This window comes from Streptococcus oralis, from assembly GCF_002386345.1.
In the GTDB taxonomy this organism is placed as follows: Bacteria; Bacillota; Bacilli; order Lactobacillales; family Streptococcaceae; genus Streptococcus; species Streptococcus oralis_S.
The window spans coordinates 1,333,985-1,348,458 of the sequence record NZ_CP023507.1 but is presented as its reverse complement, the minus strand read 5'-3'; the positions used below and the strand labels follow the sequence as shown (position 1 = coordinate 1,348,458).

Genomic DNA, 14,474 nt, shown 5'->3' with positions numbered 1-14,474 from the left:
AAGTTATGACAAGATATAAAGCAACTATTTCTTATGATGGTTTTGCTTTTGCCGGTTTTCAGCGCCAGCCTCATGCGCGGAGCGTTCAAGAGGAAATCGAAAAAACCTTAACGAGACTCAATAAGGGGCAAGCCATCGCTGTTCATGGTGCTGGTAGGACGGATAGTGGGGTCCATGCTCTGGAACAGGTCATTCATTTTGATCTGCCCTATCAGATGGATGAGGAAAAACTCCGTTTTGCTCTGGATACTCAGTCACCAGAAGATATCGATGTGATTTCGATTGAGATTGTGGCGGATGATTTTCATTGCCGTTATGCAAAACATAGCAAGACCTATGAGTTTATAGTAGATAGGGGGCGTCCTAAAAATCCCATGCGCCGTCACTATGCTACTCACTTTCCCTATCCCCTCGATGTGGAGCGGATGCAGGAGGCTGTCAAGAAATTAGAAGGAACCCACGATTTTACCGGTTTTACAGCATCTGGAACCAGTGTAGAGGACAAGGTTCGGACCATTACAGAAGCCAGTCTTAGTGTTGATGAGACAGGGCAGTTTTTGACTTTTACCTTTTCAGGAAATGGATTCTTATATAAACAGATTCGTAATATGGTGGGGACACTGCTCAAAATCGGAAATAATCGAATGCCAGTTGAGCAGATTGACTTGATTTTGGAGAAGAAGGACAGGCAGCTAGCAGGTCCAACGGCTGCACCGAATGGCTTGTATTTAAAGGAGATTCGTTATGAAGAATAATCGTATTTTAGCCCTTTCTGGGAATGATATTTTTAGTGGTGGTGGTTTATCAGCTGATCTTGCCACCTATACCTTAAACGGCTTGCATGGCTTTGTAGCAGTGACTTGTTTGACAGCCTTGACAGAGAAGGGGTTTGAAGTCTTCCCTACAGATGATACTATTTTCCAACATGAGTTGAATAGCTTACGTGATGTCGAGTTTGCAGGGATTAAGATTGGCCTTCTTCCTACTGTCAGTGTGGCTGAGAAGGCCTTGGACTTTATCAAGCAACGTCCAGGAGTGCCTGTGGTATTGGACCCCGTTTTGGTCTGCAAGGAAACGCACGACGTGGCTGTTAGTGAGCTCTGCCAAGAGTTGATTCGTTTTTTCCCTCATGTCAGTGTGATTACGCCAAATCTTCCTGAAGCAGAATTGTTAGCGGGTCAAGAGATCAAAACATTGGAAGATATGAAAACTGCAGCGCAGAAATTGCATGATTTAGGAGCGCCAGCAGTTATTATCAAGGGAGGCAATCGCCTCAGTCAGGACAAGGCAGTGGATGTCTTTTATGATGGACAAACTTTCACTGTTCTAGAAAACCCAGTCATTCAAGGCCAAAATGCGGGTGCAGGATGTACCTTTGCCTCAAGCATCGCCAGTCACTTGGTTAAAGGGGATGAACTTTTACCAGCAGTAGAGAGCTCGAAAGCTTTCGTTTACCGTGCTATTGCACAAGCAGATCAATATGGAGTAAGACAATATGAAGCAAACCAAAACAACTAAAATCGCCCTTGTATCCCTCTTAACCGCCCTTTCTGTGGTTCTAGGTTATTACTTGAAAATTGGAACGCCAACAGGAATATTGACTCTCTTGGATGCAGGTATTTTCTTTACTGCCTTTTACTTTGGCAGTAAAGAAGGGGCCGTCGTTGGAGGACTAGCAGCTTTTCTGCTTGACCTTTTATCAGGCTTTCCACAGTGGATGTTCTTTAGCTTGGTAAACCATGGCTTGCAAGGATTTTTTGCAGGTTTTAAAGGGAAATGGCAATGGCTAGGCCTTGTCTTGGCTACTATCGTCATGGTAAGTGGCTACGCTCTGGGCTCAACTCTAATGAATGGCTGGTCAGCAGCCTTGCCAGAAATCCTTCCAAACTTCCTACAAAATACCTTGGGAATGGTTGTGGGATTTGTAGTCTTTCAGAGTGTCAAGAAGATAAAATAAAAAAGTCAGCTTCAATAGCTGACTTTTTGCTTGTCTCTATGTTTAATCAAAATAAAGCAAATCTTTGCTGGTGCTGGTAAAGAGGTCAAATCCATCCTTAGTGACAACACCGCAGTCTTCGATACGAACACCGACTTTGCCCGGGATATAGATACCAGGTTCAACAGAGAAGCACATGCCTTCTTCGATGACCATGTCGTTACCTTCCATGATAGATGGGAATTCGTGGACATCCATACCGATACCGTGACCGAGACGGTGGTTGAAGTACTCACCGTAACCAGCTTTTTCGATGACCTCACGGGCGGCGCGGTCCACTTCATGGGCAGTCACACCTGGCTTGATGAAGTCAAGGGCAGCTTGTTGGGCTTCAAGCGTCAAGTTGTAAATATCTTTTTTGAACTGGTCTGGTTTACCGACAGCGACCGTACGAGTCATATCTGAGGCATAGCCATTAACCATGACACCGAGGTCAAAGAGGAGAAGGGCGTCCTTTTCAACTTTGTTTGCACCAGGAATTCCGTGCGGATTTGCAGCGTTATCGCCAGTCAAGACCATAGTATCAAAGCTCATTTCATAGCCTTCACCTTTCATGGCAAAATCGATTTGGGCAATGATGTCTGTTTCCGTCTTATCAAGAGAAATATTGTCAAAACCAACCTTAACAGCCTTATCAGCATAGAGCCCTGCAACCATCATTTTTTGCACTTCATCAGCTGATTTGATGAGGCGCATGCGTTGAATGCGAGGAGTGAGGTTTTCAAACTCAGCAGTTTCAAAAACTGTTTTCAAACCATGGTATTTGGTCAAGATGAGATTGTCAAACTCAACAGCGACACGTTTGAAGTCGTGCTGCGGCAAAGCATTTTTGATTTTTTGCCATGGATTTTCAGAATCTACATAGCCCGCAACCGGGAAGGAAACGGTGCTACTTGCACGTTCCACTTCGAGAGCTGGGACAAAGAGGAGAGGTTCCTGATCCGCTAGGACAAAGAGGAACATTTGGCGTTCATGGGGATCACTGTAAAAGCCAGTGAGGTAATTAATAGTGACGGGGTCAGATACGACAGCGACGTCTAGTTTTTCTGATTCAAGATATGTTACGATTTGTTGTAATTTAGACATATGCTACCTTCTTTCTACCCCTCTATTTTGGCAAAAAAAGAGAGAAAATGCAAGGGAGAAGGGTAAAATAGCAGGCAAAAAGAACTCCGACAAGATAGGGGAGTTCTTTGATATAGCTTTCATTTCTTTAAGAAAAGTCAGCCTTGCTTTTGACGTCGCTGTATTCTTCAGCGATTTCTTGACTGAGAATGTCTTCATAGGCAGGGAGTTGGATATCCTGACCGTATTTCTTCTTAAGGGCAGTAGTGACCAGGCGATAAGCTAGATTGGCATTACGAGAGAGGATAGGTCCGTGGAAGTAGGAACCAAAGACATTCTTATAATGAACCCCTTCGCCGACCTTTTCTTCGTTGTTTCCATTTCCATAGACCACCTGTCCCAGTGGTTTTTGGTCATCCGAGAGGAAGGTACGGCCCTGGTGATTTTCAAATCCATAGTAGGTTTCATTGAAATCTTCATTGTGAATTTTGATGTCACCGATAAAGCGATTATTGGTCTGGTTGAGGGTATAGTGGCCCATGACCCCTAGACCTTCGATGCGTTTCCCTGAAGCCTCAACATAATATTGCCCCAATAGTTGGAAACCACCACAGATGGCTAGAACCACTCCGTCGTTTTGGATGTAGTTGTCAATGCTTTCTTTTTTAGCAGGAAGATCGCCTGCGATGATGCTTTGTTCAAAGTCTTGGCCGCCACCGAAAAAGGCGATATCGTAGTGATTTTCGTCAAAGTCATCATGGAGAGAAACGATGTCAACCGTCACATGTGCCCCCAGTTTTTCAGCCACATACTTGAGCATGAGGATGTTTCCATTGTCCCCGTAGGTATTCATGAGGTTTCCATAGAGGTGGGCGATGTTGAGCTGATAAGGGTAGTTGCCAGCTTTTGAGGAAAGTGAAGTATAAACCATCAGTTCATCTCCTTTCTAATAATCTGACGACTAGCCAGCAGTTCACGGAATTCCAGCATAGCAGTATAGGTAGCCAGGATATAGGCATGCTTGCAGTCTTGGTTCTCAATGGTCTTGAGAACTTGCTCTAGATTGCTTGTTTCAGTGATTTTCTCAGCTGGATAGCCTGTCACTCGTAGACGACGTGCGATTTCAGAATGACGAACACCGCCAGCGTTTATTTCTGGAATGTCCATGTCAGTGATTTGTTCAAAGTCAGCATCCCAAATCCAGCTAGTATCAATCCCATCAGCATAGTTGGCGTTGAGAAGGACAGATAGGCTAAATGGATAAGGAGCTAGTTTGATCATCTCGATAGCCTGAGTTGCACCGACTGGATTCTTAATCAAGACGAGAGTACATTCCTTGTCGCCGATATGGAAGGTTTCCTGGCGTCCAAAGACAGCACGGCTCTTATCAAATCCTTGCTTGATGAGTTGTGAATCAGCCCCGAGGAAACGGGCAATAGCGACCGCAGCAAGGGCATTGTAGATGTTGTAAAGTCCACCGATTTGGATTCCGTATTCTTGTCCGTCAATGACAAAACGAGAGCGATTGTTGGTCAACTCAACCAAGTCTGTCAGACGGTAGTCCAAGTCAGGTCGTTTGCAACCACAATTTTCACAGATATAGGCACCCAAGTTGGCATAGGTATTGTGCTCATATTTGAGGATGCCTTGACAGTCAGGGCAGAGGATTCCTTCGGTATTGTAGTGAGCCAGTTGGGCTGGCCCTTTTTCCAAGTCAAAACCAAAATACTCTACAGGATTTGGAATAGCTGGCTTGTAGAAAAGCGGACTGTCACCATTGAGGAGAACAGTAGCCGTAGGCACCTTACGGATGGCATCCAAAATCATGTTATAAGTTGTGTAAATCTCACCGTAGCGGTCCATCTGGTCACGGAAAATGTTAGTGATGACAAAAAGGCTAGGCTGGATATAGTCACAGATACGAGAAAGACTGGCTTCGTCGATTTCGAGGACGGCAATGTTTTTCCCAGTTTTAGAGGATTTGGCCGTCAAGAAGGTTGTCGTTATCCCTGTGATCATATTGGCGCCACTAGGATTGGTCAGAACCTGACCATAAACTTCTTTTAAAATGCCGACAGTGAGAGCAGTTGTCAGGGTTTTCCCGTTGGTTCCAGTGACCACGACAATCTCGTAGTTCTTAGCTAGATTTTGTAAAATATCTTTATCAAATTGAAGGGCGAGTTTTCCTGGGAGCGTACTTCCGCGGCCAAGACGGCTTAAAACGAAGTGAGAAGAACGCCCAGCTAGGAGGCCCAAAGTAGTTTTTAATTTCATGTTTCTATTATATCATAAAAGAGGGAAAAGACAGATTTGATACTCAATGAAAATCAAAGAGCAAACTAGGAAGCTAGCCGCAGGCTGTACTTGAGTACGGCAAGGTGAAGCTGACGTAGTTTGAATTTGACTTTCGAAGAGTATGAGATTTCGCAGAAACAAAAACAGCCCTCGTCGGGCTGTTAGCTAACAAATCAGTCTCAACTTAAATCGCAAATAAGTCATTCAAGTTCTCAGCCAAGGTTGGGTGAGTGAAGATTTGTTTTGTGAAGTAAGTGTAAGGAATCTTGTTGTCCATGGCAACAGTGATGATGTTGATGATTTCTTGAGAACCTTCTGAGAAGATACTTGCTCCAAGAATTTCTTTTGTTTCAGTATTAACAACAGCTTTGAAGGCACCGCGAAGGTCTCCATTTACGTGACCACGAGGCATTGCTGCAACTGGAATTTCTTTCACAGCGTATGGAAGTTTCAAATCAGCTGCTTGGCTTTCAGTCAAACCAACTTGTGAAAGTGCAGGTGTGATGAACATGGTGTTTGGTACATTGAGACGGTCTTCAAGTGTGTAGCTGCCATCTCCAGCAAGGTAGCTGTAGACAACACGGAAGTCATCAAGTGAAATGTAAGTAAATTGAAGTCCACCGTTGACATCCCCAACTGCAAAGACGCCAGGAACGTTTGTTTGGCAGTGTTTGTCTACTTTAATAGCGCCACGTTCAGTTAGTTCAATGTCTGTATTTTTAAGTTGAAGTGGTTCTACATTTGGTTTACGTCCGGTTGCATAGAGAAGGGCATCGAAACGGTATGTTTCGTTTTCAGTTACGACAAGGACTTGGTCACCGTCATTTTTAATTTCAGTAGTACGGATATTTTGAAGCAATTCAATACCGTCTTCTTCCATGTATTGTTTAGCAAGAGCTGCGATGGAAGGTTCTGCACGAGGAAGGAATGTATCCAAGGCATCTAGGACTGTGACTTTGCTACCAAGTTTGTTGTAGAGTCCAGCAAATTCAAGACCGATGTTTCCACCACCAAGGACTCCAAGTTTTTCAGGCAATTTGTCCAAGTTTTGGATACCTGTTGAGTCAAAGACATTTTTACTTGTAGCAAGTCCAGGAATTGGCAAGACGTTTGAAACAGCGCCAGTGTTGATGACGATTGTTTCAGCAGTCATTTCTTGTTTTTCGTCACCAGCCTGGATCTCGATCACCTTATTTGACACGAAATGTGCCTCTGCATCAATGACATCAACGCCATTATCGGCCAACATTTTATAATTTTTAGCGTTAAGACGACCAGTCACTGCACCACGCTCTTTCATGGTATCGTCAAATGACCAGCCCTTTTCAGCCGCTACAATCATAGTCTTGGTTGGGATACAAGCAATATTAATGCAAGTACCACCATACATCGCTTTACTGCGCTCGATGACAGCAACTTTTTTTCCAGCCGCATTCATCTTAGCAGCCAAAGTCTTACCGGCTTTACCAAATCCAATGACAATTAAATCGTATGTTAACATTTTTAAATCCTCCTATTTGATTTAATTCTAGCACAAGAAAAAAACTTTTGCACAATTCTGCTACGGGAAATGGAGTGAGTTTGAAATGCTCCCTTCAAATCCTTTGAAAAACCAGTTTCGGGCTACTTTACTGCTAGAAAATCGTTTACATGATTTTCCTTAAGGATTCTACTATCTTTTGCCTCTCTCTTGTGTTATACTAGATAGGTTGCAAAGAAACTCGTACTTTTCTTTCGTGGAAAAGAAGCAACACGGTATCTCTTTTTTGTAGAAGATACGTCATGAAAAGAAAAGTATAAACTAAAGCCCTATAGGGTGGCTTCGCACCACCTTTAGAAAGAAGAATAACGTGAAATTTAATGAATTTAACTTGTCTGCTGAATTGCTAGCAGAGATTGAAAAAGCTGGATTTGTAGAAGCCAGTCCTATCCAAGAACAGACCATTCCCTTGGCCCTCGAAGGAAAAGACGTTATCGGTCAAGCTCAGACAGGTACAGGAAAAACTGCAGCCTTTGGCTTGCCAACCCTTGAAAAAATCCGTACAGAAGAAGCGACCATCCAAGCCTTGGTTATTGCTCCAACTCGTGAACTCGCTGTCCAAAGCCAAGAAGAACTCTTCCGCTTTGGCCGTAGCAAAGGAGTGAAAGTTCGCTCAGTTTATGGTGGTTCCAGCATTGAAAAACAAATCAAAGCTCTTAAATCTGGTGCTCACATCGTGGTAGGAACACCAGGCCGTCTCTTGGACTTGATTAAACGCAAGGCCTTGAAATTACAAGACATTGAAACCCTCATCCTTGATGAAGCGGATGAAATGCTCAATATGGGCTTCCTTGAAGACATTGAAGCCATCATTTCCCGTGTCCCTGAAAATCGTCAAACCTTGCTCTTTTCAGCAACCATGCCAGATGCTATCAAACGTATTGGTGTTCAGTTTATGAAAGAACCTGAGCATGTGAAGATTGCGGCTAAGGAATTGACAACAGAATTGGTTGACCAATACTATATTCGTGTTAAAGAACAAGAAAAATTTGATACCATGACTCGTCTTATGGATGTGGAACAGCCTGAGCTTGCTATCGTATTTGGTCGTACCAAACGTCGTGTAGATGAATTGACTCGTGGTCTTAAAATCCGTGGCTTCCGTGCAGAAGGAATTCATGGAGACCTAGACCAAAACAAACGTCTTCGTGTCCTTCGTGATTTTAAAAATGGGAATCTTGATGTTTTGGTTGCGACAGACGTGGCAGCACGTGGTTTGGATATCTCAGGTGTGACCCATGTCTACAACTACGATATTCCACAAGATCCTGAAAGTTATGTTCACCGTATCGGCCGTACAGGTCGTGCTGGTAAGTCAGGTCAATCTATTACTTTCGTAGCACCAAATGAAATGGGCTACCTTCAAATCATCGAAAACTTGACTAAGAAACGCATGAAAGGCTTGAAACCAGCGACAGCAGAAGAAGCCTTCCAAGCTAAGAAACAAGTAGCGCTCAAGAAAATCGAACGTGATTTTGCAGACGAAGCCATTCGTGGGAACTTTGAGAAATTTGCTAAAGATGCTCGTAAGTTAGCTGCTGAATTTAGTCCAGAAGAATTGGCTATGTATATCTTGAGTCTGACTGTCCAAGATCCAGACAGCCTTCCTGAAGTGGAGATTGCGCGTGAAAAACCACTGCCATTTAAACCATCAGGTAATGGATTCGGTGGCAAAGGTAAGGGAAGTCGTGGAGGCCGTCATGGAGACGACCGTCGAGACCGTGATCGCCGTGGTGGTCGCCGTGATGATTTCAAAAAAGGCAGTCGTGGAAATGATCGTTTTGATAAAGACAGACGTTACCGTAATAAAGACAATAAAAAACCTCGCAACACTTCAAGCGAAAAGAAGACCGGCTTTGTTATTCGTAACAAAGGAGACAAATAGAAAAAAGCGATTCACACTGTGAATCGCTTTTATATATAAGGAGACCGATAGTAAAAGAAGATGGTGATAGTAAATGATAGGTGAAACGGAAAGGGATTTATCATGTCATCTTCTTATGATGTTATAATATCAAAAATAAAATAGGATGTCAATAAAAAAATCGCTTTTTTTTCTAAAATATTTTTGCTGTTCAAAATTGCAATTAAATAAGCAATTTTCAGATAATTATTGAAATAAAGACTTTTCTATGTTATAATGGAAGCGATTATATGCGAGGTAAAAAATGGCACATTTATTAGAAAAAACAAGAAAAATCACGTCTATTCTAAAGCGCTCTGAGGAGCAACTTCAAGATGAACTTCCTTACAATGCGATCACACGCCAGTTAGCTGATATTATTGACTGTAACGCTTGTATTGTGAATAACAAGGGACGTCTCTTGGGCTACTTTATGCGTTATAAGACAAATAATGACCGTGTAGAACAGTTCTTCCAAACTAAAACCTTCCCTGAGGTCTATGTACAAGGCGCAAACATGATTTATGACACGGAAGCCAATCTTCCTGTTGAACATGATTTGACTATTTTCCCTGTAGAGAGCCGTGCGGACTTTCCAGATGGTTTGACGACCATCGCTCCGATTCATGTATCAGGGATTCGCCTAGGTTCGTTGATTATTTGGCGCAATGATAAGAAGTTTGAAGATGAAGATTTGATCCTTGTCGAGATTGCGAGCACGGTTGTGGGAATTCAACTGTTGAACTTCCAACGTGAAGAAGATGAGAAGAATATTCGCCGTCGTACGGCTGTTACCATGGCGGTCAACACCCTTTCCTATTCAGAACTTCGTGCCGTATCAGCTATTTTAGCTGAATTGGATGGAAATGAAGGGCAGCTGACTGCGTCTGTTATTGCAGACCGTATTGGCATTACACGCTCAGTGATTGTCAATGCGCTTCGTAAACTGGAGTCAGCGGGAATTATTGAGAGTCGTTCATTAGGAATGAAGGGGACTTATCTCAAAGTTCTAATTGGTGATATTTTTGAGGAAGTGAAAAAGAGGGATTACTAATGGCAAAAGCTTTAATCTCGATTGACTATACAGAGGATTTCGTAGCAGATCATGGAAAGCTAACTGCTGGAGCACCCGCTCAAGCAATATCAAAAGCCATTGATCAGGTAACCAGACTGGCTTTTGAACGTGGGGATTATGTCTTTTTTACCATTGATGCTCATGAGGAGAAGGATACATTCCACCCAGAAAGTAAGCTTTTTCCACCGCACAATATCATCGGAACTAGTGGGCGTAACCTTTATGGCCCCCTAGCTGATTTTTATGCTGAGCATGAGGCGGATAGTCGCGTCTTTTGGATGGACAAACGTCACTATTCAGCATTTTCAGGAACGGACTTAGATATCCGTTTGCGGGAACGTCGGGTTGATACTGTTATCTTAACTGGAGTCCTGACGGACATTTGCGTCCTTCATACGGCTATTGATGCCTATAATTTAGGTTATCAAATCGAGATTGTCAAGCCTGCAGTTGCCTCTATTTGGCCAGAAAATCATCAGTTTGCTCTTGGGCATTTTAAGAACACATTGGGAGCAAAATTACTGGATGAAAACCTTGCTGAAATTGAACTATAAGACTGTTGGAAAAATGAAAAAAATCTGAAAAAAGTGTTGACAAAGATTTTGAAAGTTGATATACTAGTAAAGTAATCGACGCGGGGATGGCGGAATTGGCAGACGCGCAGGACTAAGGATCCTGTGACCGCTTTAGGTCGTGAGGGTTCAAGTCCCTCTCTCCGCATAGGGTAAGAGTTAGCTTTGGCTAGCTCTTTTTTGTTTTTACAAATAAGATTAGAGGCTACGTTTCCTATATCGAAAAATATTGGCATCAAGAACAGTCATTGTATCAGAACATTTAAACTGAGTTTTCCATTTCATCCTATCAAGAATTTCCTCAAAAACTAGTCAGAAAATGAAGAACTTAGGAGATGGAAAAATACTAATCAGAAAGATGTGACTATCATTTTTAAAATGAAGTAGATTTTTGATTGGTACTATACATCCTTATATAAGAAGGAAAGTTAGCGTTTGCTAGCTTTTTTGTTTTTTTCAAAAATAAATCAAAAAAATTTTCGATTTCATAAACATTTCATATTTGGATTTTATAATAGTCTTACAAACATGGAGGTGACAAATGAATCCAATCCAAAGAGCTTGGGCTTATGTCAGCAGAAAACGACTGAGAAGTTTTATTTTATTTCTGATTTTATTTGTCCTTTTAGCAGGAATTTCAGCCTGTTTGACTCTGATGAAGTCCAACAAAACAGTAGAAAGCAATCTTTACAAATCACTCAATACTTCATTTTCTATCAAAAAGATAGAAAATGGACAGACCTTCAAGTTGTCTGACCTTGCATCCGTGAGCAAGATTAAGGGACTGGAAAATGTCTCTCCTGAACTTGAGACGGTCGCAAAACTGAAAGACAAGGAAGCGGTGAGTGGTGAGCAGAGCGTAGAACGTGATGATTTGTCAGCTGCAGACAAGAACTTGGTTAGCTTAACGGCTCTCGAGGATTCATCCAAGGATGTCACCTTTACCAGTTCGGCTTTCAATCTAAAAGAAGGGCGACACCTTCAAAAAGGGGACTCCAAGAAAATCCTCATCCACGAAGAGTTGGCCAAGAAGAATGGTCTTTCGCTTCACGACAAGATTGGCTTGGATGCTGGTCAGTCCGAAGCTGGAAAGGGGCAAACAGTAGAGTTTGAAATTGTCGGCATCTTTTCTGGTAAAAAACAAGAAAAGTTCACAGGCTTGTCTTCCGACTTCAGTGAAAACCAGGTCTTTACAGACTATGAAAGTAGCCAAACCCTTCTGGGAAATAGTGAACCGCAGGTCAGTGCAGCGCGCTTCTATGTAGAAAATCCTAAGGAAATGGACGGACTCATGAAGCAGGTGGAAAACTTGGCTTTGGAAAGTCAAGGCTACCAAGTCGAGAAGGAAAACAAGGCCTTTGAGCAAATCAAAGACTCAGTGGCAACCTTCCAAACCTTCCTCACCATCTTCCTTTATGGGATGTTGATAGCAGGAGCAGGAGCCTTAATTTTGGTCTTGTCCCTCTGGTTGAGAGAAAGGGTCTACGAAGTGGGAATTCTTCTGGCACTTGGAAAAGGCAAGAGTTCGATCTTCCTCCAGTTCTGTTTAGAGGTAGTTTTGGTATCACTTGGAGCTTTGCTTCCATCCTTTATCGCTGGAAATGCCATCACATCCTATCTACTCCAAACTGTACTAGCCAGTGGAGATCAGGCAACCTTACAGGACACGCTGGCCAAAGCAAGTGGTCTATCAACCAGTCTCCTATCCTTTGCAGAATCCTATGTCTTTCTGCTCCTGATTGGTTGCTTGTCTGTAGCCCTTTGTTTCGTATTTCTATTTAGAAAATCGCCGAAAGAAATTTTATCATCTATTAGTTAAGAAGGAGAAATCATGACTTTATTACAATTGCAAGATGTTACCTACCGTTATAAGAACACTGCTGAAGCAGTTTTATATCAGATCAAGTATAATTTTGAACCCGGAAAATTTTATAGTATCATTGGTGAGTCAGGAGCAGGAAAATCCACTCTCTTGTCCCTACTGGCTGGTCTAGATAGTCCTGTTGAAGGTTCTATCCTTTTCCAAGGAGAGGACATTCGGAACAAGGGGTATTCATACCATCGCATGCACCATATTTCCCTGGTCTTTCAAAATTATAACTTGATAGATTATCTTTCTCCGCTGGAAAATATCCGCTTGGTCAACAAAAAAGCAAGCAAGGATACACTTCTTGAGCTTGGTTTGGATGAAAGTCAGATCAAGCGGAACGTTCTCCAGTTATCAGGTGGTCAACAGCAACGTGTAGCCATCGCTCGCAGTTTAGTCTCAGAAGCTCCAGTTATTCTAGCTGATGAGCCAACAGGAAATCTGGACCCTAAAACTGCTGGAGATATTATCGAACTGCTCAAATCACTTGCCCAGAAAACAGGTAAATGTGTGATCGTCGTCACCCACAGTAAAGAAGTGGCGCAAGCGTCAGATATTACGCTTGAATTGAAGAATAAGAAATTGACTGAAACTCGCAATACTACGAAATAATACTCTTCGAAAATCAAATTCAAACTACGTCAGCGTTGCCTTGCCGTACTCAAGTACAGCCTACGGCTAGCTTCCTAGTTTGCTCTTTGATTTTCATTGAGTATAATACGAGCTTTTTCTGTTAGAACTATAAAATAGAACAACATCTAGAAAGGGAACCTATGTTGCACAACGCATTTGCCTATGTTACAAGGAAGTTTTTCAAATCGATTGTTATCTTCCTGATTATTCTCCTCATGGCGAGCTTGAGTTTGGTCGGCTTGTCGATCAAGGGAGCTACAGCCAAGGCTTCTCAGGAGACCTTTAAAAATATCACCAATAGCTTCTCCATGCAAATCAATCGTCGCGTCAATCAAGGAACGCCACGTGGTTCTGGGAATATCAAGGGTGAGGATATCAAAAAAATCACCGAAAATAAGGCCATCGAGTCTTATGTTAAACGCATCAACGCTATCGGAGATTTGACTGGATACGACCTCATCGAAACGCCAGAAACCAAGAAAAATCTCACTGCAGACCGTGCCAAGCGTTTTGGAAGCAGCTTGATGCTGACAGGTGTTAATGACTCCTCAAAAGAAGATAAGTTTGTCTCTGGCTCATATAAGCTGGTTGAAGGTGAGCACCTAACCAACGACGATAAAGACAAGATACTCATGCACAAGGACTTGGCAGCTAAACATGGCTGGAAAGTCGGAGATAAGGTCAAACTGGACTCCAATATCTACGACGCAGACAATGAAAAAGGGGCTAAGGAAACAGTTGAAGTAACCATCAAGGGTCTCTTTGATGGTCACAATAAGTCAGCAGTAACCTACTCACAAGAACTCTATGAAAACACAGCTATCACAGACATTCACACTGCTGCAAAACTTTATGGATACACAGAAGACACAGCTATTTATGGGGACGCAACCTTCTTTGTAACAGCAGACAAGAACTTGGATGATGTCATGAAAGAGTTGAATGGCATCAGTGGTATCAACTGGAAGAGCTATACACTTGTGAAGAGCTCCTCTAACTACCCAGCTCTAGAGCAATCCATTTCTGGTATGTACAAGATGGCCAACCTCCTCTTCTGGGGTAGCTTGAGCTTCTCAGTCCTTCTCCTTGCACTCTTGCTTAGTCTTTGGATCAACGCTCGTCGCAAGGAAGTGGGAATTCTCCTCTCTATTGGTCTCAAGCAGGCAAGTATCTTGGGTCAATTTATCACAGAATCAATCTTGATTGCTATTCCTGCTCTCGTTTCTGCTTACTTCCTAGCCAACTACACAGCTCGTGCCATCGGAAATACTGTTCTTGCCAATGTGACTTCAGGTGTTGCCAAGCAAGCCAGCAAGGCAGCTCAAGCCTCTAACCTTGGTGGTGGTGCAGAAGTAGATGGCTTTAGCAAGACCTTGTCGAGCCTAGACATTTCCATTCAGACATCAGACTTTATCATCGTCTTTGTCCTTGCCTTGGTTCTAGTGGTTCTCGTTATGGCGCTTGCTTCAAGCAATCTCCTTAGAAAACAACCAAAAGAACTCTTGCTCGATAGCGAATAAAAAACTTG

Annotated in this window: 13 protein-coding genes and 1 tRNA gene; 10 read left to right on the top strand and 4 right to left on the bottom strand. The window is 42.7% G+C overall.

Annotated elements, in window-relative coordinates:
- Positions 1-5 precede the first annotated feature (5 nt).
- The 3 genes from truA to CO686_RS06695 are packed head-to-tail and all read left to right on the top strand — an operon-like array spanning position 6 to position 1,957.
- A complete protein-coding gene (gene truA, locus CO686_RS06705; protein WP_000199174.1) occupies positions 6-755 on the top strand; it encodes a tRNA pseudouridine(38-40) synthase TruA in 750 nt (249 codons plus the stop codon).
- Complete coding sequence (locus CO686_RS06700; RefSeq protein ID WP_000794789.1) at positions 745-1,518, top strand: bifunctional hydroxymethylpyrimidine kinase/phosphomethylpyrimidine kinase; 774 nt, start codon at positions 745-747, stop codon at positions 1,516-1,518. The genes truA and CO686_RS06700 overlap by 11 nt, the downstream gene beginning before the upstream one ends.
- Positions 1,496-1,957, top strand: coding sequence for an ECF transporter S component (locus CO686_RS06695; RefSeq protein WP_000814995.1), 462 nt, complete (start codon positions 1,496-1,498; stop codon positions 1,955-1,957). The genes CO686_RS06700 and CO686_RS06695 overlap by 23 nt, the downstream gene beginning before the upstream one ends.
- Before the next feature lie 42 nt (positions 1,958-1,999).
- On the opposite strand, the gene CO686_RS06690 is transcribed toward CO686_RS06695, so the two are convergent.
- The 4 genes from CO686_RS06690 to CO686_RS06675 form a co-directional block, all read right to left on the bottom strand.
- Positions 2,000-3,082: a M24 family metallopeptidase gene (locus tag CO686_RS06690; protein ID WP_000040925.1), complete on the bottom strand. Its 1,083-nt coding sequence runs from the start codon at positions 3,080-3,082 to the stop codon at positions 2,000-2,002.
- A 127-nt stretch (positions 3,083-3,209) separates the two neighbouring features.
- Positions 3,210-3,992 carry a lipid II isoglutaminyl synthase subunit GatD gene (gene gatD / locus CO686_RS06685; RefSeq protein ID WP_049500184.1) on the bottom strand — a complete coding sequence of 261 codons (783 nt, stop codon included), beginning with the start codon at positions 3,990-3,992 and terminating at the stop codon, positions 3,210-3,212.
- The gene (gene murT, locus CO686_RS06680) at positions 3,992-5,335 is read right to left on the bottom strand and encodes a lipid II isoglutaminyl synthase subunit MurT (RefSeq protein WP_096753645.1); all 1,344 of its coding nucleotides are present in this window, start codon (positions 5,333-5,335) and stop codon (positions 3,992-3,994) included. The genes gatD and murT overlap by 1 nt, the downstream gene beginning before the upstream one ends.
- Positions 5,336-5,540: 205 nt before the next feature.
- Entirely contained in the window at positions 5,541-6,857 is a 1,317-nt protein-coding gene (locus tag CO686_RS06675) for an FAD-containing oxidoreductase (RefSeq protein WP_096753644.1), read from the bottom strand.
- Positions 6,858-7,206: 349 nt separating this feature from the next.
- Between CO686_RS06675 and cshA the strand changes: the two genes are divergently transcribed.
- From cshA to vex3, 7 genes are all read left to right on the top strand, one after another.
- Positions 7,207-8,781 (top strand): degradosome RNA helicase CshA, encoded by a 1,575-nt coding sequence (gene cshA, locus CO686_RS06670; protein ID WP_096753643.1) that lies wholly within the window; start codon positions 7,207-7,209, stop codon positions 8,779-8,781.
- Positions 8,782-9,064: 283 nt separating this feature from the next.
- On the top strand, positions 9,065-9,853 hold the full coding sequence (gene codY / locus CO686_RS06665; protein ID WP_000940725.1) for a GTP-sensing pleiotropic transcriptional regulator CodY: 789 nt from the start codon (positions 9,065-9,067) through the stop codon (positions 9,851-9,853).
- Positions 9,853-10,428 carry a cysteine hydrolase family protein gene (locus CO686_RS06660; protein ID WP_096753642.1) on the top strand — a complete coding sequence of 192 codons (576 nt, stop codon included), beginning with the start codon at positions 9,853-9,855 and terminating at the stop codon, positions 10,426-10,428. Before codY ends, CO686_RS06660 begins: the two co-directional genes overlap by 1 nt.
- Before the next feature lie 80 nt (positions 10,429-10,508).
- Positions 10,509-10,594: transfer RNA gene (locus CO686_RS06655), tRNA-Leu, on the top strand.
- Between the two features lie 393 nt (positions 10,595-10,987).
- Positions 10,988-12,265: an ABC transporter permease gene (locus CO686_RS06650; protein ID WP_001068250.1), complete on the top strand. Its 1,278-nt coding sequence runs from the start codon at positions 10,988-10,990 to the stop codon at positions 12,263-12,265.
- Positions 12,266-12,277: 12 nt separating this feature from the next.
- Positions 12,278-12,925: an ABC transporter ATP-binding subunit Vex2 gene (gene vex2, locus CO686_RS06645; protein WP_000173738.1), complete on the top strand. Its 648-nt coding sequence runs from the start codon at positions 12,278-12,280 to the stop codon at positions 12,923-12,925.
- 161 nt (positions 12,926-13,086) lie between these two features.
- Complete coding sequence (gene vex3, locus CO686_RS06640; protein WP_096753641.1) at positions 13,087-14,466, top strand: ABC transporter permease subunit Vex3; 1,380 nt, start codon at positions 13,087-13,089, stop codon at positions 14,464-14,466.
- Positions 14,467-14,474: the final 8 nt, after the last annotated feature.